This window comes from Nocardioides sp. FY1077, from assembly GCF_058681775.1.
The window spans coordinates 710,977-729,483 of the sequence record NZ_JBZWDB010000001.1 but is presented as its reverse complement, the minus strand read 5'-3'; the positions used below and the strand labels follow the sequence as shown (position 1 = coordinate 729,483).

17 protein-coding genes are annotated in these 18,507 nt (G+C 76.0%); 6 read left to right on the top strand and 11 right to left on the bottom strand.

Annotated features, from left to right (window positions below; all coding sequences use genetic code 11):
- Window positions 1–96: 96 nt before the first annotated feature.
- Complete coding sequence (locus tag AC4OR8_RS03425) at window positions 97–1,296, top strand: sensor histidine kinase (protein WP_492164164.1); 1,200 nt, start codon at window positions 97–99, stop codon at window positions 1,294–1,296.
- Window positions 1,293–1,898, top strand: coding sequence for a response regulator (locus tag AC4OR8_RS03420; protein ID WP_492164163.1), 606 nt, complete (start codon window positions 1,293–1,295; stop codon window positions 1,896–1,898). Before AC4OR8_RS03425 ends, AC4OR8_RS03420 begins: the two co-directional genes overlap by 4 nt.
- A gap of 27 nt (window positions 1,899–1,925) precedes the next feature.
- On the opposite strand, the gene AC4OR8_RS03415 is transcribed toward AC4OR8_RS03420, so the two are convergent.
- The 5 genes from AC4OR8_RS03415 to AC4OR8_RS03395 form a co-directional block, all read right to left on the bottom strand.
- Window positions 1,926–2,417: a DUF1707 SHOCT-like domain-containing protein gene (locus tag AC4OR8_RS03415; RefSeq protein ID WP_492164162.1), complete on the bottom strand. Its 492-nt coding sequence runs from the start codon at window positions 2,415–2,417 to the stop codon at window positions 1,926–1,928.
- Complete coding sequence (locus AC4OR8_RS03410) at window positions 2,417–3,214, bottom strand: PadR family transcriptional regulator (protein WP_492164161.1); 798 nt, start codon at window positions 3,212–3,214, stop codon at window positions 2,417–2,419. Before AC4OR8_RS03410 ends, AC4OR8_RS03415 begins: the two co-directional genes overlap by 1 nt.
- Before the next feature lie 489 nt (window positions 3,215–3,703).
- Window positions 3,704–4,228 (bottom strand): DUF427 domain-containing protein, encoded by a 525-nt coding sequence (locus AC4OR8_RS03405; RefSeq protein ID WP_492164160.1) that lies wholly within the window; start codon window positions 4,226–4,228, stop codon window positions 3,704–3,706.
- A 60-nt stretch (window positions 4,229–4,288) separates the two neighbouring features.
- Window positions 4,289–5,008, bottom strand: coding sequence for a DUF6885 family protein (locus AC4OR8_RS03400; RefSeq protein ID WP_492164159.1), 720 nt, complete (start codon window positions 5,006–5,008; stop codon window positions 4,289–4,291).
- Entirely contained in the window at window positions 4,996–6,414 is a 1,419-nt protein-coding gene (locus tag AC4OR8_RS03395; RefSeq protein WP_492164158.1) for a type I glutamate--ammonia ligase, read from the bottom strand. Before AC4OR8_RS03395 ends, AC4OR8_RS03400 begins: the two co-directional genes overlap by 13 nt.
- A gap of 168 nt (window positions 6,415–6,582) precedes the next feature.
- Here AC4OR8_RS03395 and AC4OR8_RS03390 point away from each other — a divergent pair, with 168 nt between their 5' ends.
- The 3 genes from AC4OR8_RS03390 to AC4OR8_RS03380 are packed head-to-tail and all read left to right on the top strand — an operon-like array spanning window position 6,583 to window position 9,550.
- Window positions 6,583–7,884, top strand: a complete 1,302-nt coding sequence (locus AC4OR8_RS03390) for an MFS transporter (protein WP_492164157.1) — start codon at window positions 6,583–6,585, stop codon at window positions 7,882–7,884.
- Between the two features lie 56 nt (window positions 7,885–7,940).
- Complete coding sequence (locus AC4OR8_RS03385; RefSeq protein WP_492164156.1) at window positions 7,941–8,810, top strand: hypothetical protein; 870 nt, start codon at window positions 7,941–7,943, stop codon at window positions 8,808–8,810.
- The gene (locus AC4OR8_RS03380) at window positions 8,807–9,550 is read left to right on the top strand and encodes a Type 1 glutamine amidotransferase-like domain-containing protein (RefSeq protein WP_492164155.1); all 744 of its coding nucleotides are present in this window, start codon (window positions 8,807–8,809) and stop codon (window positions 9,548–9,550) included. The genes AC4OR8_RS03385 and AC4OR8_RS03380 overlap by 4 nt, the downstream gene beginning before the upstream one ends.
- 42 nt (window positions 9,551–9,592) lie before the next feature.
- On the opposite strand, the gene AC4OR8_RS03375 is transcribed toward AC4OR8_RS03380, so the two are convergent.
- Complete coding sequence (locus AC4OR8_RS03375; protein ID WP_492164154.1) at window positions 9,593–10,096, bottom strand: mycothiol transferase; 504 nt, start codon at window positions 10,094–10,096, stop codon at window positions 9,593–9,595.
- A gap of 427 nt (window positions 10,097–10,523) precedes the next feature.
- The gene (locus AC4OR8_RS03370; protein ID WP_492164153.1) at window positions 10,524–12,248 is read right to left on the bottom strand and encodes a DUF429 domain-containing protein; all 1,725 of its coding nucleotides are present in this window, start codon (window positions 12,246–12,248) and stop codon (window positions 10,524–10,526) included.
- A 68-nt stretch (window positions 12,249–12,316) separates the two neighbouring features.
- Between AC4OR8_RS03370 and AC4OR8_RS03365 the strand changes: the two genes are divergently transcribed.
- Complete coding sequence (locus AC4OR8_RS03365) at window positions 12,317–12,949, top strand: GNAT family N-acetyltransferase (RefSeq protein ID WP_492164152.1); 633 nt, start codon at window positions 12,317–12,319, stop codon at window positions 12,947–12,949.
- Between the two features lie 28 nt (window positions 12,950–12,977).
- Here the strand turns inward: AC4OR8_RS03365 and AC4OR8_RS03360 are convergent, their stop codons facing one another.
- From AC4OR8_RS03360 to AC4OR8_RS03345, 4 genes are all read right to left on the bottom strand, one after another.
- Window positions 12,978–14,120, bottom strand: a complete 1,143-nt coding sequence (locus tag AC4OR8_RS03360; RefSeq protein ID WP_492164151.1) for a PQQ-dependent sugar dehydrogenase — start codon at window positions 14,118–14,120, stop codon at window positions 12,978–12,980.
- Between the two features lie 43 nt (window positions 14,121–14,163).
- Window positions 14,164–14,961 carry an Fpg/Nei family DNA glycosylase gene (locus AC4OR8_RS03355; RefSeq protein ID WP_492164150.1) on the bottom strand — a complete coding sequence of 266 codons (798 nt, stop codon included), beginning with the start codon at window positions 14,959–14,961 and terminating at the stop codon, window positions 14,164–14,166.
- A 230-nt stretch (window positions 14,962–15,191) separates the two neighbouring features.
- Window positions 15,192–16,751, bottom strand: a complete 1,560-nt coding sequence (locus AC4OR8_RS03350) for an aldehyde dehydrogenase family protein (RefSeq protein ID WP_492164149.1) — start codon at window positions 16,749–16,751, stop codon at window positions 15,192–15,194.
- Window positions 16,748–18,370 (bottom strand): GMC family oxidoreductase, encoded by a 1,623-nt coding sequence (locus tag AC4OR8_RS03345; RefSeq protein WP_492164148.1) that lies wholly within the window; start codon window positions 18,368–18,370, stop codon window positions 16,748–16,750. The genes AC4OR8_RS03350 and AC4OR8_RS03345 overlap by 4 nt, the downstream gene beginning before the upstream one ends.
- Window positions 18,371–18,507: the final 137 nt, after the last annotated feature.

Sequence of the window (18,507 nt, the reverse complement as noted above, 5' to 3'; positions counted from 1 at the left end):
ACGACCCACGGCGTGACGGGGCCCCAGGAGCGGGCCTGGTTACGCTCGCTCCCGGCGTGGCGAGGAGCCCGCACCCGATCGACCAGGAGGCCCGGCATGAGGTGGACGCCGTGGTCGGAGCGCAGCGAGATCGAGCGCGTCGACCTCTACACCCGCCAGTCGCTCTACCTGCTGCTGTGGACGTTCAACGCCCTGGTCCTCCTCGGCGCGGAGGACGCGGGCGCCCAGCCGCCGGTCCTCGTGGCCGCCCTGGTGCTCGCCGTGGCCGGCACCACCGCGCTGGCCACGGCGGTGCTGCACGTGGTCAGCGGCCTGCACCCCGCCACCGGTCCGCTGCCGCGGGGCCTGCTGACGCTGTTCCTCGCGGCCGTGACCGCATCGCTCGTCGTCGACCGGTTCCTGCCCGACGGGCTGCGAGGCCTCGGCACCATGATCGCGGTCAGCTCCGCCACCTGGAGCCTGGGAGGGCTGCGCGACAACCGGGTGGCGGCCGCGCTGGTCGTCGGCGCCGCGCTGGCCTTCGGGCTGACCACCGGGCTGCCGTGGCTGGCCCTGGGCGGGGCGGCCACCGCGGCGTTCCTCGTGTTCACCGCCCGGGTCTCGCTGTGGCTGCTCGGCGTCGTGCGCGAGCTCGACCGTGCCCGGCGCGCCCAGGCCGAGCTGGCGGTGGCCGAGGAGCGGTTGCGCTTCTCCCGCGACGTCCACGACGTGCTCGGACGCCGGCTGTCCACCATCGCGCTGCAGGCCGAGCTGGCCGCCCGGCTCGCCGAGCGCGGCGACACCGGCGCCGCCGAGCGCATGCTGGAGGTCCGGGAGGTCGCCCACGACGCGCTGCGCGAGGCCCGGGCACTGGCGCGCGGCTACCGCGCGACCGACCTCGACCAGGAGCTCGACGGCGCCCGGTCGCTCCTCGGCGCGGCGGGCATCGCGGTGCGCCTCGACGTCGCCGCGCTGCCGTCCGCGTGGCACGAGGCGGCCGGCTGGGTGGTGCGCGAGGCGGTCACCAACGTGCTGCGGCACTCCGCGGCCACCACGGTGGAGGTCACCGGCACCGCCGAGGAGCTCGTGGTGCGCAACGACCGCCCCCGGCCCGCCGCGTCGGAGGCCGGCAGCGCGCCCGGCAGCGGGCTGGCCGGCCTCGCCGAACGACTGGCCCCCCTCGGCGCGCGACTGCTGGCCGGCGTCGAGGACGCGCCGACCGGTCCGGCGTACGTCGTGCGCGTGCGGCTGCCGCAGACCCCGGCGCCCGACGCGGGGCACGCCGCGGCCACGGTGCCGACGGGGGTGGAGGCGTGATCCGGGTGCTGCTCGCCGACGACGAGCACCTCATCCGCGCCGCGCTGGCCCAGCTGCTCGCCCTCGAGGACGACCTGGTGGTGGTCGCGCAGGCCGACACCGGTCCCGCCGCGGTGGCGGCGGCGCTGGCCGAGGACGTCGACGTGGCGGTGCTCGACCTGCAGATGCCCGGCCTCGACGGCATCGGAGTCGCGCAGGAGCTCGGCCGCAGCCGGCCGGGCTGCGCCACGGTGATCGTGACCAGCCACGGCCGCCCGGGCCACCTCAAGCGGGCGCTGGCCGCCGGGGTGCGCGGCTTCCTGCCCAAGACCACGTCGGCGGCCACCCTGGCCCAGGTGGTGCGCGCCGTGCACGCCGGCGGACGGCACGTCGACCCCGAGCTGGCCGCCGAGGCGATCGCGGCCGGCGACAGCCCGCTCACGCCGCGGGAGGCCGACGTCCTCGAGCTCGCCGCCGACGGCGCCCCCGTGGAGGAGATCGCCGAGCGGGCCTCGCTCTCGCCCGGCACGGTGCGCAACTACCTCTCCAACGCCGTCGGCAAGCTGGGCGCTGCCAACCGCCACGACGCGTGCGCCATCGCGCGGCGCATGGGCTGGATCTGACCCGGGCCCGCGGTCAGCGCCCGGCCCTCACCAGCCGGGGTGGGCGCGACCCGTCCGCTGCGCGCACCCGGAGCGACGCGACGCGCGGGAGTGCACGAACAGCCAGGCGCCGAGACCGAGCAGCAGCAGCGGCAGGTGGGCGACCACGCCCACCACGAGCAGGACGGCCGCCACCGCGAGCACCGGCGCGGGCAGCCGCGCCACCAGCCCCCGCGCTCCGCGGGCCGGGCGCGCCGGGGCGGTCGACCACTGGCCGGGCCACGGTGCCTGCTGTGCACCGGCCCAGGCGGCGGCGCGCGTGGCGCCGGACGCCGCTGCCGCAGCCCGGGCCACGGCCTCGGGCCAGGGGGCCGGCAGGTCGGTGAACAGCGGCACCAGGTCCTCGGCGGTGCGTGCCGCCCACGCCCGGTCGAGCCGCTCGCCGTGCTCCTCGACGTCGAGGCGGCCCTGGGCGTGGTGCTCCCCGAGCGCCGCGACCGCCTGCTCCCGCTCGGCGTCGCCGATGCGCAGCCCGGTCATCACGCGCCGGTCCCGTGCGGTCCGTCGGGCAGCTCGCCCTCGGTGCCCTCGTCGAAGCCGTCCTCGGCGTCGGGGCCGTCGAGCGGGGCGTCACCGTCGGCGAGCACGCCGTAGAGCCGGCGCCTCGCGTCGACCAGGATCTCCACCGCCGCCCGGCGCTGGCTGTCGGTGCCGGTGGTGACGATCTGCCACACCGCGCTCATGACCTGGCCGATCTCGGGACGCAGGTCGACCCGCTCGCCCGCGGGCTCGGCGTGCGGGACCTCGAAGGGGGCCCACACGGCGGCGAGCTCGGCGACGTGGGTGGCGACGTACGCCTCGCCCTCGGTGGTCAGGGCGAGGGTACGGCGGCCGCGGGGCTCGTCGTCGGCCTCCACCAGGCCCTCGTCCTGCAGCTGGGCGATGGTGGGGTAGACCGAGCCGGGGCTCGGGCGCCAGGCCCCGCCGGAGCGCTCGGCGATCTGCTGGATCACCTGGTAGCCGTTGACCGGCTCGCCGGCCTCGCCGGCACTGCGGACGACGTCCAGGATCGCGGCGCGCACGTCGCCGCGCCGCACCTTCGGGCCGCGGCCGGGCTCGGGTGCGCCCATGCCGAACAGCCCGGCGAGCCACGGCGGCGGGCCGGGCCGTCCGCCGCGTCCGCGAGGGCCACCCGGCGCACCGGGGCCACCGGCCCAGGAGCCCCACGGGCCCCAGGGCCCGCCGGGTCGGCCGCCGTGCTGGGCCCACTGCTGGGCCCAGTGCGCCTCCGCGCGTCCGGCCCAGGGGTGGTCGTGCCTGTCAGGTCCGTGCCTCATGGCGGGACTCCTCTCGACGGTGGTCGCGCCGCCACCGGCCGAATGTCGGCGACTGCTTCGCGATATATCGTGAGCGTACGCCGAGCGTCGAGGGCCCGCAAGGGCGTCAGGCGCCTCCGTCGGTCGAGCAGGGAGGAGCGCCAGCGACGAGCGTCGTCGAGACCTCCCCAGGCCACGCCGACTCCGCAGGTCGAGCAGGGAGGAGCGTCAGTGACGAGCGTCGTCGAGACCCCCGCAGGCCGCGCCGACTCCGCAGGTCGAGCAGGGAGGAGCGCGAGCGACGAGCGTCGTCGAGACCCCCGCAGGCCACGCCGACTCCGCAGGTCGAGCAGGGAGGAGCGCCAGCGACGAGCGTCGTCGAGACCACCGCAGGCCGCGCACCGGACGCGACGCACGCCGGGTCCTGGCCCGGGGGCGGGTGGTCTCGACGACGCCGAGCCTCCGGCCCTCCGCTGCTCGACCGACGGGAGCCGCGGCCCCCGCGCCGGGTCACCAGCCCCAGGTGCCGGGGGCGCCCTTGAACGGACCGACGACGCGGGAGGTGATCCAGCCGCCGTAGAAGCCGCCCTCCTGCGGCACGACGACCTCGTCGTCGACCGTGATCCGGTCGACGGCGGCGGGCATCACCGCGATCGCGCCGGTGATGGCCTCGAAGCCGGGGGTGGGGGTGAGGTAGGTCCAGGCCGCGCGGGCCGCCACGACGTCGCCAGGTCCGCCAGCCTCCCCGGCGACGAGGTCGAAGTACGTCGCCAGGCCCTTCCACTCGCAGAAGCTGCCCCCCTCGGCCGGGCGCAGGACGCCGTCGAGGAACGCCTCGCGGGGCAGGTAGTAGGTGGGCGGGTGGCTGGTCTCCATGACCCGCCAGCTGCGGGTGGTGCGGGCGACGACGACGCCGCCGAGCACCACCTCGATCGACTCGCGGCTCTCGTCGAGGGCCGGGGGGCGGGGGTAGTCCCACACCGACTCCTGGCCGGGTCCGGGCTTGTCGCGCTTGAGCGGGTTCAGAGGACGCACGCGGTGAGCGTAGGTCGGCCGCGGGGCGGGTTCCCCACCCCTCGGGCTCGGGTGGCCGGCTCAGGTGGCCCAGCGGCCGAGGTCGAGCCCGGCGGCGCGCACCCGCGCCTCGAGCTCGGCGCGGTGGCCGACGTCCGCCAGCAGCACGAGCCCCCGCCCGGGCGGCGCCGCGAGCGCCTCGGCCAGGGCGGTCAGCGGGGCCATGCGGCACCCGGGCGGCAGTCCGGGCGCGCCCAGCTCGGCGTAGGTGTCGGCGAGGGCCACCTCGTCGGTGTCGGGGTCGTGGCCCCACACGACGACGAAGTGCCCGACGTCCCAGGTGGCGCCGGGCGGGGCGACCGGACCGGTGCGCAGGTTGGCCACCACCCCGACCGGCCAGGGGGCCGCGCCGAGCCCACCCAGCAGGTGGCGCACCGCCGCGGCGCTCGTCCCGCGCCCCGGCACCGGCACCACCGCCACGCGGTCGCCGACCAGCGCCTCGAGGCCGTCGAGCAGGCCGGCCGCGTCGGTGCCGCAGGTCTCCGGCGAGCCGGCGCGGGGGAGGTCGGGCCAGCCGGTGCGGTCGAGCGGCGCGCCGGCCGGGCGCCAGGCGGCGACGTCGTGGGGCCAGACCGCGGTCCCGGACACCGCGGCGAGGGCGACGGCGCCGGGCGGGTCGGCGAGCACGGCGTGCAGCGCCACCGCGGCGGAGAACGGGCCGCACAGCTGGTCGGGCTGGGGCAGCGCGGGGCCGTGCGCGGCCAGCACCGCCTCGGCCCCCGGGAACGTCAGTAGAGCCATCGGTGCGACTCCACGACCTCCTCGGGCGTGTGGTCCTCGGCCCACGCGGCGTCGGCGTCGCGGCACGCCACGAACGCGCCGAGCAGGTCGGCGCCGAGCACGTCGCGCACCAGCGCGCTGCCGAGCAGGTGGGCGCGCTGCTCGGCGTGGGTGGTGGCCAGCGCCCGGATGCCGGCGCCGTCGCGGCGCGCGTCGTCCCAGGTGCCGACGTCCTCCTGCACCGGCTCGGGCAGGACGGCGCCGTCGGCCACGCCGGCCAGGCCTGCAGCGATCACCACGGCCAGCGCGAGGTAGGGGTTGGCGGAGGCGTCGCACGCCTTGAGCTCGACGTTGGTGTGCTCGGGGCCGAGCAGGCGCGAGGTCGGCGCCAGACGCAGTGCAGCCTCCCGGTTCTCCACGCCCCAGAAGCCGTAGGCGCCGGCCCAGTAGCCCGGACGACGGCGGCGCAGCGAGCCGCTGCTGGGCGCGGTGACCGCGACGACGCCGGGCAGCTCGCGCAGCAGGCCGCCGAGGTAGCCGCGGCCGACATCGGAGAGCCCGTGCGCGCCGTCGCCGGTGAGCGCGTTGTGCCCGTCGCGCACCAGCGAGGTGTGCAGGTGCCACCCGTTGCCGGCGCCGTCGGCGGTGGTCACCGGCGCCAGGCTGACCCGCAGGCCCTCCGCGCGCGCCGCGTTGTGCACGGTCTGGCGCACCCGCACCTGGGTGTCGGCCATCGCCAGGGGGTCGAGCGCCGACAGCGCCAGCTCCACCTGCGCCTCGCCGTACTCCGCGTGCAGCTGGCCGACCCCGATGCCCTCGGCGGCGAGGTCGCGCAGCAGCCGCCGGGTGAACTCGTCGACGTCGCGCAGCGCGTTGGGGCCGTACGCCGGCCCGCGGTGGGCGGGTGCGAAGTGCTCGCCCTCGCGCGCCACCACCATCTCCACCTCGAAGCCCGCGCGCACCTGGAAGCCGGCCTCGGCCGCGGCGTCGACCTGCCGCTCCAGCACCCGGCGCGGGCAGTAGGCCCACGGGTCGCCGTCGGCGTCGAGCAGCCGCCCGGCCGCCCACGCCAGCCCGGGCTGACCGGTCAGCGGCACCACGCTGCCGGGCCCGTCGAGCACCGGCACCAGCCGCACGTCGCCCGACGGCGTCGCCAGGCCCTCGTGGGCGAAGGTGATGCCGTCGTGGGAGTCGAACACCGCGAAGGCCGCCGTCACGCCCACCCCGCGGCGCGCCACGGCGGGCAGCTCGGCGGTCGGCACGGTGCGCGAGCGCACGATGCCGTTGTTGTCGACCCACCCGACCGTCACGCCGACGACGCCGCGCCGGTCGAGGCGGGCGGTGAGGTCGGCGACGTCGACTCCCGCCTGCTCCGCCTCGTGCGGCGGCGCGGGGTGCTCGCGGGCGGCGGGCTCGGTGGCGTCCATGACCGCACGCTACCGGCGCCGTGGCCCGAGCTCGGGCGTCACACGGATGGTGGAGCCGCACCCACCACTCGGATGACGTCCCGACCCCAGTCTCGACCGCGGCCCCGACCGCAGCCCACCCCCGGCCGCGGGCGGACCGTCGAGGGGCGGGGCGTAGGTTGCCGCCACGTGGGCATCCGGGACCTCGTCGCCGACACGCGGCCGCTGAAGAATCCGCACTTCCGGCGGCTGTGGCTGGCCAACATCGTCACGGTCGTGGGGGCGCAGCTCACGGTGGTCGCGGTGCCGGCGCAGATCTACGCCGACACCGGCTCGTCGGCGTACGTCGGCCTCACCGGCCTGTTCGGGCTGGTGCCGCTGGTCGTCTTCGGGTTGTACGGCGGGGCGCTGGCCGACGTGTTCGACCGCCGCACCATCCTCGTCGTCACGACCGTCGGGCTGATCGCGACCAGCGCCCTGTTCTGGGCGCAGGCCGCTGCCGACGTCGGCAGCGTGTGGCTGCTGCTGGGGCTGTTCGCGGTGCAGCAGGCGTTCTTCGCGGTCAACCAGCCCACCCGCAGTGCCGTGCTGCCCAAGCTGGTCGGCCCCGAGCTGCTGCCGGCGGCCAACTCGCTGAACATGACCGTGATGCAGGCCGGCGCCATCGCCGGGCCGCTGGTGGCGGGGGTGCTCATCCCGGTCGTGGGGTTCGAGTGGCTCTACCTCGTCGACACGATCACGCTGTTCGCGACGCTCGGGGCCGTCGTGCGGCTGCCCCGCCTCGCCGTGGTCGACGCCGTGGCCGGCACCCCGGGCCTGCGCTCGGTGGTCGAGGGACTGCACTACCTGCGCAGCCAGCCGGTGCTGCTGATGTCGTTCGTCGTCGACCTGGTCGCGATGGTGTTCGGCATGCCCCGGGCGCTGTTCCCCGAGATCGCTCACGTCGACTTCGGCGGCCCCGACGAGGGCGGCCTGGTGTTCGCGCTGCTCTTCGCCGCGATCCCTGCGGGGGCGGTGGTGGGCGGCGTGTTCAGCGGGTGGGTCTCCCGCGTGGAGCGGCAGGGCCTCGCCGTCATCGTGTGCATCCTCGTGTGGGGGGCCGCGATCATCGGCTTCGGCACGGCGGTGCTGCTGGCCGCCGTCGACGGCTGGCGCACCCCGATGCTGGTGGTGGCGCTGCTGATGCTGGTGCTCGGCGGGGCCGCCGACATGGCCTCGTCGGCGTTCCGCAACTCGATGCTGATGACCGCCGCCGCCGACGCCGTGCGCGGGCGGCTCCAAGGGGTGTTCATCGTGGTGGTGGCCGGTGGGCCGCGCATCGCCGACGTCACCCACGGCGCCGCGGCCGCCTCCGTCGGGGCGGGCGCCGCCGCGGCCGGCGGCGGGGTGCTGGTGGTGGTCGGCACCGTCGTGGCCGCGATCGCCGTGCCCTCGTTCGTGCGCTACCGGCTCACCCGCTCCCCGCAGCCCGCACCGCCCGTCGCCGGGTGAGGCCGGTCACCCGTGCGGACGATGCCCGTGCAGGTCGGCGTGCCTACGGTGGCTCGATGAGACTGCCTGCCATCCCCGGTCCGTCCGACGTGCTGGGCCTGCTCGACCAGGTGGGCGGGGCGGGGCCGCGGGCCCTCCAGCTGCTCGGGGCGGCCGAGGCCGTGCTCGGCGACGTCCGGGGCCTGGTGGCGCGCATCGAGGAGACCCGGGTGCGCGCCGACGAGCTCGTCACGGCCTCCGACCTCACCCGCGAGCGCGCCGACGACGCGCTCACGTCGTTCGAGCCGCTGGCCGAGCGCACGTCGTCGGTGCTGGACGACGTGGAGCCGCAGGTGGCCCGGGTGGCCGGGCTGCTCGACGACGCGCAACCCCTGGTGGCCCGCGCCGACGGGCTGGTCGGCGAGGTGGAGCCGCTCGTCGTCCGCGCCGCACCGATGGTGGAGCAGGCGGAGGGGCTGGTCGCGCAGGGCGGGCCGCTGGTCGGTCGCGCCGAGGGGCTGGTGGGGCAGGCCGAGCCGCTCGTGGGTCGCGCGGCCGCGCTGCTCGCCGAGCTGGAGCCGCTGCTGGCCGCGGCGGTGCCGTCGCTGACCCGGCTGATGCCGGTGCTCGACCGGCTCGCCGAGACCACCCACCCCGGCGAGGTCGACGCCATGGTCGCGCTGATCGACCAGATGCCTGAGCTGGCCGAGAAGGTGCAGACCGACGTGCTGCCGGTGCTGTCGACGCTGGCCACCGTGGCGCCCGACATCCACGACCTGCTCGACGTCTCCCGCGAGCTCAACGAGATGCTAGGCAAGCTGCCCGGGCTGCGCGGCATCAAGAAGCGCGTCGAGAAGGCCCAGGACGAGCTGGAGCAGCAGGACCAGGAGCAGCAGGACCACACGCAGGCACCCGAGCACACCCACGAGGGAGACGACCACCGGTGAGCACCACGATCCTGGCCATGGGCGGGGGCGGCTTCTCCATGGAGCCCGACAACCCCCTGCTCGACGACCACCTCCTCTCCCTGGCCACCCGGCGCCGGGGCGCCGGCGGCCGCCCGCGGGTGCTGTTCGTGCCGACCGCCAGCGGCGACGCGGAGACCTACGTCGAGAGCTTCGAGGCGGCCTTCGCCGACCGCGCCGAGACCGACGTGCTGCGGCTGTTCCAGCGCGACGGCCGCGACGTGCGCGAGGTCGTGGGCGGCGCCGACGTGGTGTACGTCGGCGGGGGGTCCACCCTCAACCTGCTCGCGCTGTGGCGCCTGCACGGCGTGGACGCCGCGCTGGTGGAGGCCGGGCGCGACGGCGTCGTGCTCGCCGGGGTCAGCGCCGGCATGAACTGCTGGTTCGAGGGGTCGGTCACCGACTCCTGGGGTCCCCTCGCGGCGCTGTCCGACGGGCTCGGGCTGCTGCGCGGCAGCGCCTGCCCCCACTACGACGGCGAGGCGGAGCGGCAGCCGACGTACGTCGACCTCGTCGGCCGCGGCGACCTCCCCTCCGGCATCGCCGTCGACGACGGCTGCGCGGTGCTCTACCGCGACGGCGAGGTGGTGGAGGCGGTCTCCTCGCGGCCCGACGCGCGGGCGTTCCGCGTGCACCGCGCCGGCGACGCCGACGGGCTCGACGACGCGATGGCCGAGGTCACCGTCGCCGAGAGCCCGGTGGACGTGCGCTTCCTGGGGTGACCGGGCCCTCCGGCCCGGTCAGCTGGCGGATCAGCAGGCGGGTCAGCGGCCGAGCAGCCCGCGCACGTAGGCGGCCTGGCCGACGTGCTGGGTGTCGTCGTCCACCACGCTCACCAACCGGGTGGCGAGGGTGACCGGCGGGTCCCAGCGCTCGTCTACGACCCGGTCGAGGTCGTCCGCCTCGAGCGTGGCGAGGTAGGCGACGGTCTGCGCGTGCACCGCTCGCAGGTAGTCGGCGAGCAGGTCGGCGCTCACCCGCAGCCGCCCGACCTCGTCGCTGTCCTGGCCGTAGCCGATGTCGGTGTCGTCGTAGGGCAGGTCGAAGCGGCGGGCGAAGCCCTGCGCCGTCCACACCTGCTCGTGCCCCGCGACGTCGGCGACGTGGTCGTCCTGCACGCGCGCGAGGTGCCACACCAGCCACCCGACCGGGTTGGCGCCGGGCGCAGGCCGAGTCGCGAGCGCGTCGACGTCGAGGCCGTCCACCGCCGCCACCCCGCCCTCCACGACCCGCTCGAAGGCGTCGGTCAGCAGCTGTGCGGGAGTCATGCCCCGACCGTACGTCGGTGCCGTGCGGCCCCGGTGGAGGTGGTTTCGCGCGCAGGCGCCAGGGGTCTCGATACACCTCGTCGCCGGGGCTCCTCGGCACTCGACCGACGAATCCCGCGGTGGTCGAGGAGCGAGCGGCCCCGGTGGTTGAGGAGCGAGCGCCAGCGAGCGTCCCCGGTGGTTGAGGAGCGAGCGCCAGCGAGCGTCTCGAAACCACCGGGTCGCGACGGAGCCCGCCGGCGGTCGAGTCCGCGCGCAGGCGCCAGGGGTCTCGATACACCTCGTCGCTGGCGCTCCTCGGCACTCGACCAGCGAGCGCCCGCGGTGGTCCAGGAGCGAGCGCTGGCGAGCGCCCGGTGGTTGAGGAGCGAGCGCAGCGAGCGTCTCGAAACCATCGACCCACGCGAGAGCCCGAGGCCCCGGCGGGTCAGCCGCGGAGGCGCTCGAGGCGGGAGGTGAGGAGGGGGACGCGGTGGGCGTTGCCGTGCAGGGCGACGTAGCGCTCGCCGTAGGCCGCGAGCAGGGCGTCGTCGAGGCGGCGCACGGCGCCGGGCGGGTAGCGGTAGTCCATCCGGTCGTTCAGGTCGACCTCGGCGACGGGGCGCAGCGCCTCGGCGAGCTCCTGCAGCGAGGTGACGCCGAGCTCGAGCAGCAGGCCCGAGATCCAGGCGTAGTGGTCGGTGCGCGACCAGCCGGCGTCGGCGTACTGCCCCGCGAGGAACGCCGCGAGCTCGCGCGCGTCGAGGCGCGGGTCGGTGTCGGGGTCGTCGGCGGGGCCGGCCTCCGGCGCCTCGTGGGGGGCGGCGCGCAGCCGGTCGCGGATCGCGGCGAACTCGCGGTCGGCGAGCTCGAGCAGGCCCGCGGCGAGGGTGAAGCGGCGGTCGAAGTCGGCGGCGTGCTCCTCGGGCACCACGCCCTTGTAGCGGATGTCGTGCTCGAACTCCGCCCACGCGTGCTGCAGCACGGTGCGCACCTGCACCTGGGCGGTGCGCCCGTGCAGGTGGGCCAGCGCGGGGTCGGCCTCACCGGCCGGCGCCGGCGAGATCAGCAGGTGGCGGCTGGCGTAGCCGAACCCGCCTGCCGAGATCGCCTGCTGGCCCATGTCGCGGTCGTCCTTCACCACGACCTGGTCGCCGAGGAGCTCGGCCACCGCGTCGACGTCGCCGACGGTGTAGGTGATCACCCGCACGCCCACCTGGTCGGTGATCTGGGTGAGCGGGTCGGAGTAGAGGGCCACGCCGGCCGACGTCCGCGCCGCCTTCTCCGCGAACGACGCGACGCTCTTCGCGCGCGCCGTCACCGTGAGGTAGTTGATGCCGGCCTCGTCGAGGATGCCGGTGACCAGCCGCGCCGCCTCCTCGGCGGCTCGCCGCAGGTCGCCGTGGGCGGCGTCGTAGGCCCGCACCGCGGCGCGCACCACGTCGTCGCGGGCCCGCTCCGGCGCAGCGCCGGGCAGCGACGGGGTGAGGATGTAGCCGGTCGCCAGGTCGCCGTACGTCGTGACGCGGTCGGGCGAGCGGGCCGCGAACAGCGCGACGTAGGCGCAGACCACCGCGTCGACCTGGTCCTCCACCACCCGCAGCTCGCTCTTGCGGGCCGCCCGCTCCACCTGCCGGCGCAGCCCGGCCCAGGTGTCGTCGACGTCGACGACGCCCTCGACGTGGGTCATCAGCGTCAGCAGGGCGCCGCGCAGGGTCTCCAGGTCGCGGCCGCGCTTGTTCTTGTACTTCAGCGTGCGCGGCAGGTCGAACAGCACGACCGTGGCGGGGTGGGGGTAGACCTCGATGGCGCGCCGGCTGCGCGAGGAGCGCGGGTCGATGTCGAGGTCGAGCCGCTCGGCCACCCGCGCGCCGCGGGTGCCGTCGGCGAACTCCGGCTTGCCGGTGTTGGCCGGGTGGGCGCCGGCCTCGTAGCGACGGAAGTCGGCGCTCAGCGCCTTCTCGGCCGGTCGCGACCCGGTGGGGTTGGTGACCACCAGCGGGGCATCCAGGGCCACCAGGCAGTCACCGGCGACGTACGGCGCCAGCGCGTCGGCGATCTCGTCGTCGGTGCGCACCGCGGCGAGGTGGAGCAGGCGCGCGGTGCCGTCGAGCACGGCCAGGCCCGTGGGGCTGCGGTCGCCCCAGGCGAGGTCCACGCCGATGAAGTACACGCCCTCACCCTGCCCTATCGCGGTCCGCACCGAGGCCACGACCTGACGGGGTGGGCCAGGATGGGCGGGTGACGACCGCGCCCGGCCCCTCCGACAGCCCCGACCGCCCCGACCCCCTGGACGCGGTCACCTGGCCGGTGCTCACCGACCGGCTCGTGCTGGAGCGGGCCCGACCCGCCCACACCACGGCGACCTACCTGCTGCGCCGCGCGCCCGAGGTGCACCGCTGGCTCTCGCGGGCCGCGCTCGACCCGGGCTCGTACGCCACGTCGTTCACCGACCCGCGCCGCCTGGCCACCACGTTGGTCTACTCCCTGCGCGGGCCCGACGACGCCCCGGGCCCGCTGGTGGGCGACCTGATGCTCGCGGTGGGCGATGCGTGGGCCCAGGTCGAGGTCGCCGACCGGGCGGCCGGCACCCAGGCCCACCTGGGCTGGGTGCTCGACCCCGCGCACGCCGGCCGCGGGCTCGCCACCGAGGCGGTCGCCGCCGTCGTCGACCTGTGCTTCGGGCCGCTGGCGCTGCGGCGGGTCGTGGCGGAGTGCTTCGTCGACAACGAGCCGTCATGGCGGCTGATGGAGCGCCTCGGCATGCGCCGCGAGACCCACACCGTGCGCGACTCGCTGCACCGCGGCGGCGAGTGGCTCGACGGCTACGGCTACGCGCTGCTCGCCGAGGAGTGGCACGCCCGCCGCGGCTGACGGGCCCGGCCGGCTCGGCGCTGCCGGCTCAGCGGGTCAGCTCGAGGACGCGGTCGTCGCCGTCGTCGACCACGCCGCGACCGTCGGTGTCGGAGGTGACCAGCCACAGCCCGGAGCCGTCGGGCAGCGTGGTGACGGTGCGCAGCCGGCCGTACTCGCCCGCGAGGTGCGACACCGGCTCGCCGACCGTCTCCGGGCCGTCACCGCCGTCGAGCGGCACCTCCCACAGCCGCTGGCCCCGCAGCGCCGCCATCCAGAGCGAGCCGTCCCAGAACGCCAGCCCCGAGGGGGAGGCGTCCTCGGTGCGCCAGACCGCCACCGGGTCGACGTACTGCGACCCGCCGCCGGTGCCCTCCACGCGCGGCCACCCGTAGTTGCCGCCGGCCTCGACGAGGTTGAGCTCGTCCCACGACTGGGCGCCGAACTCCGAGGCCCACAGCCGGCCCTGGTCGTCGAAGGCCAGCCCCTGCACGTTGCGGTGGCCGAGGCTGTAGACGGCGGTGCCCGACGGGTTGCCCGGCGCCGGCTCGCCCTCGGTGGTGACGCGCAGGATCTTGCCGCCGAGCGAATCGGGGTCCTGGGCCAGCTCCACGTCGCCGGTCTCGCCGGTGCTGACGTAGAGCAGGTCGTCGGGCCCGACGACCATCCGGCCGCCGTGGTGGTACGTCGCACCCGCCGGGATGCCGTCGAGCACCACCTCGGGCTCGCCCAGGCGGACGCCGTCCCAGCTCATCGCGACCACGCGGTTGTCGTCGGCAGCGGTGTAGTAGGCGAGCACGGTGCGCTCGTCGGCGGTGACGGCGAGCCCAAGCAGACCGGCCTCGCCGCTGGGGCGCACGTCGTCGAGGGTGGCGACCACCTCGGGCGAGGCGGGGTCGCCCGCGGGCAGCAGCAGGACGTCGCCGGTGTCGCGCTGGCTCACCAGCGCCGCGCCGTCCTCGAGCAGCACCATGCCCCAGGGCGTGGTCAGGTCGCGGGCCACCTCCCGCGCCACCAGCGGGTCGGCGGCCACGGCGTCCGGCGCGGCCGTGCGGGTCGCCGGGTTCGGCTCCGCGCCCGGGGCGTCGTCGCCGGCGCCGCAGCCGGTCAGGGTGGCGCCCAGCACGCCGCACAGGCCGACGGCGACCAGCAGGGCCGGGCCACGACGCGGCGGAGGCAGGCGCGAGGTCATGTCGCCCACTGTGGCAGCGGCCGGCAAGCCGGGCCGGTCGCGCTCAGGGCTGCGGCTGGCAGGTCGGGCACCAGAACACCCGACGCGCCGCGAGGTCGCCGGAGGCCACCGGCGTCCCGCACAGCCGGCACGGCAGGCCCGCGCGGCCGTACACGTAGTGGGCGTCGACGCGGCGCGGTCGCCCGGCGGGGCGCTCGCGGTGCTCGGGGTCGGTGGTGACGATGCGGCCGGTGCGCACGCCGTCGGCCATCAGCACCCGCAGGTCCTGCCACACGTGCTCCCACGTGGCGGGGTCGAGCTCGCGGCCCGGCAGGAACGGGCTGGTGCCGTGGCGCAGCAGCACCTCCGCGCGGTAGACGTTGCCGACGCCGGCCAGCACCGACTGGTCCATCAGCAGCGTCCCGACCGGCGCCCGGCTGCGCAGCACCCGCCGGGTGGCCGGACCGGGGTCGGCGTCGTCCTGCAGGGGGTCGGGTCCGAGCCGCGCCAGGAGGACGTCGCGCTCGGCCGGGGTGATCAGCTCGCACGCCGTGGGCCCGCGCAGGTCGAGCCAGTGCCGCTCGGTGACCAGGCGCAGCCGCAGCGCACCCCGCGGCTCGGGCGGCTCGCCCGAGCCGTCGGTGTACTTGCCGTAGAGGCCGAGGTGCACGTGGAGCCACAGGTCGCCGTCGTAGCGGTGGAACAGGTGCTTGCCGTGGGCGGTGGTCTCCTCCAGCACCTGCCCGTCGAGCAGCGCCGCACCCTCGGCGAACCGCCCCTGCGGGCTCGATGCCGCCACCCGGGCGCCCACCATGCGACGGTGGCGCCGGGCCAGCCGGTGGATGGAATGACCCTCGGGCACCGGCCCAGTGGAGCAGGCCCGTCCAAGCCCGCCGCCGCTGTCCTCCTCGCCGAGGTGGTTTCGAGACGCTCGCTGGCGCTCGCTCCTCAACCACCGGCACGACGCCCGCTCGCGCTCGCTCCTCGACCACCGGCACGACGCCCGCTCGCGCTCGCTCCTCGACCACCGGCACGACGCTCGATGGCGCTCGCTCCTCGACCACCGGGACGATGCGCGCCGGCGCGACGGGCCTACGGCCGGGCGGCCCGCTTCGTCTTCAGCGGACGCTTCGGCAGCTGGGTGGCGCGCCCGTGCAGCGCGGTGAGCAGCGTGGCGAAGGTGGTGTCCTGCGCGGGGGTGCGGTCGAAGGTGGTGAGGTTCAGCACCGGCTTGAACCGCTGCCGCGTCACCGCCTTGGCGAACGTGAACTCCTTGAGCCCGTCGGGCCCGTGGATGCGCCCGAAGCCGGAGTCGCCGACGCCACCGAACGGCAGTCCCGGCACGGCCGCGAACGCGATGACGGCGTTGATCGCAGTCATCCCGGTGCGCAGCCGGCGGGCGATCTCGGGGCCCCGCTTGGCGGAGAACACCGTCGAGCCCAGACCGTACTTGCCGGCGTTGGTGAGCTCGACGGCCTCGTCCATGTCACGCACCCGGCGCACGGTGACGGTCGGTCCGAAGGTCTCCTCGGTGACGGCCAGGCTGTCCTCCGGCACGTCGACCAGGACGGTCGGCTGCACGAAGCGCTCGCCGACGGCGTCGGGCCCGCCGACGACCGCACGACCACCGCGGGCGATCGCGTCGTCCACGTGGCTGCGCACGACGTCGAGCTGGCTGGCCATGGTCATCGGCCCGAGCTTGGCCTCCGAGTCGACGCCGGCGTGCACGGCGCGAGCGCGCTGGGTGAGCTGGGCGAGGAACGCGTCGTACACGCGGGTGTGCACGTAGACCCGCTCGACGCCGATGCAGGTCTGCCCGGCGTTGCTGAACGCGCCCCAGGCGGCGGCGTCGGCGGCGGCGACGAGGTCGGCGTCCTCGTCGACGATCAGCGCGTCCTTGCCGCCGGCCTCGATGACGACGGGGGTGAGCCGCTCCGCGCAGGTGGCCATCACCCGCTTGCCGGTGGCGGTGGAGCCGGTGAAGGCCAGCTTGTCGACCTCGGCGCGGCACAGCGCGGCGCCGGTCTCGCCGAAGCCGGTGACGACCTGCAGCAGGTCGCGGTCGGGCACGACCTCGCGCAGGCTCGCGGCCAGCCAGGCGCCCACGCCCGGGGTGAGCTCGCTGGGCTTGAACACCACGGGGTTGCCGGCGCCGAGCGCGTAGGCGATCGAGCCCATCGGCGTGAAGACGGGGTAGTTCCAGGGGCCGATGACGCCGACCACGCCGAGCGGGAGATACTCCACGGAGGCGGCGTTGTTCGACAGCAGCAGCCCCGGCGAGACCCGCCGGCGCCCGAGCACCTTCTCGGCGTGGGCGCCCACCCAGGCGAGGTGGTCGATGGCCAGGCCGATCTCGAGGGCGGCGTCGGCATGGGGCTTGCCGGTCTCCTGGTGCACGACGTCGGCGAGCTGGCCGATGCGGCGCGTCAGCACACCGCGCCACTGCTCGAGCACCGTGCGGCGCCCGGCGAAGCCGAGGTCGGCCCACCAGCCCGCGGTGGCCCGGGCGCGGGCGACCGCGGCGTCCACCTCGGCGGCGTCGTGGACCGGGTGCACGCCGACCACGTCACCGGTGGCGGGGTTGACCGACTCGAACGTCTCGGGGCCCGTGGGGGCCTGCCCGTCGGTGCGGGATGCGGTGTCGATGCTCATCGGACTGCCTTCCCGGCCAGCGCGACCCGACCCTGCAGCAGGTCAGCGGCGCGCTCGCCGATCATGATCGAGGGGGCGTTGGTGTTGCCGCGGGTGACCATCGGCATGACGCTGGCGTCGGCGACGCGCAGGCCCTCCACGCCGCGCACCCGCAGCTGGGGGTCGACGACGGCGCGCTCGTCGCCGCCCATCGCGCAGGTGCCGACCGGGTGGTAGAGCGTCTGGGTCTGCGCACGCACGTGCTCGACGATCTGCGCGTCGGTGGGGTCGTCGCCCCAGCCGGCCATCGTCGGCAGGCCGGGCCCGGAGACCAGCTCGGCCAGGGGGCCGGTGGCCACCGTCTCGAGCATCCGGCGCACCCCGGCGGTCATCGCGTCGAGGTCGGCCTGGTCGTCGTAGTAGCCCGGGTCGATCTCGGGGTGCCAGTGCGGGTCGGTGGAGCGCAGCCGCACCGAGCCGCGGCTGGCGACGTGCACCAGCGTGGGGGCCACGGTCACGTTGCGCGTGGTCGGCTCGTGCAGGCCGTTGTCGTAGAAGCCGGTGGGCGCGATGTGCACCTGGAGGTCGGGAGCCACCAGGTCGTCGCGGGAGCGCCAGAAGCCGCCGCCCTCGCCGACGTTGGAGGTGAGCGGCCCGCGGCCGGTGGCCTTGGCGCGGGCGAACTGCGTCAGGGTGTTGTGGTCCATCAGGTCGGTGGTGCCCCGGGTGCGGAACACCAGCGGCACCGCCGGGTGGTCGTGCAGGTTCTGCCCGACGCCGGGCAGGTCGACGACGACGTCGACGCCGACCTCGCGCAGGTGGGCGCCCGGGCCGATGCCGGAGAGCATCAGCAGCTGCGGGGAGTTCACCGCGCCGCCGGCGAGCACGACCTCGGCCTCGACGTACGCCGTGCGGGTGGTGGGCCCGTGCTGGTAGCGCACGCCCACGGCCCGCCCGCCCTCCACGACGACCTGCTCGGCCAGCGCGCCGGTGCGGATCGTGAGGTTGGGGCGCTCGGCGGCCGGCTCGAGGTAGGCCTTGGCCGTCGACCAGCGCCGGCCCTTCTTCTGCGTCACCTGGTAGAGCCCGGCGCCCTCCTGCTCGGCGCCGTTGAAGTCGTCGGTGGGCCGGAAGCCCGACACGACCGCGGAGTCGACCCAGGCCTGGGTGAGCGGGTGGGTGTAGCGGCGGTCCTCGACGTGCAGCGGGCCGTCCTGGCCGTGGTACGGCCCGCCGAGGCGGGTGTTGCCCTCCGAGCGCACGAACGCCGGCAGCACGTCGTCGAAGCCCCACCCGGTGGCGCCGTAGGCGTCGCGCCAGGTGTCGTAGTCGTGGTGGTTGCCGCGGATGTAGATCATCGCGTTCATCGACGAGCAGCCACCCAGCGCCTTCATCCGCGGCCAGTAGGCGCGCCGGCTCTCCAGCTGCTTCTGCTCGGAGGTGGTGTAGTTCCAGTCCCAGCGGGTCTTGAAGAGGTTGGCGAACGCCGCCGGGATGGTGATCTCGTCGGCCTCCGCCGCGCCTCCCGCCTCCAGCAGCAGCACCGAGACCGACGGGTCCTCGGTCAGTCGTGCCGCGACCACCGCACCACCGCTGCCGGCCCCCACGACCACGTAGTCGAAGCTCTCGCGCTCGGCCACCGCACACTCCTCGTCCTGGCGCCCCGGCGGGCCGCGTCCCCTCGAACCTACGACGCCGTGTCGGCGGTCACAACGCGCGTCCACGCCACGGGCCCGTGAGGTACCCCCGCCGGCCCCGACCAGACCCCGAACCGGCC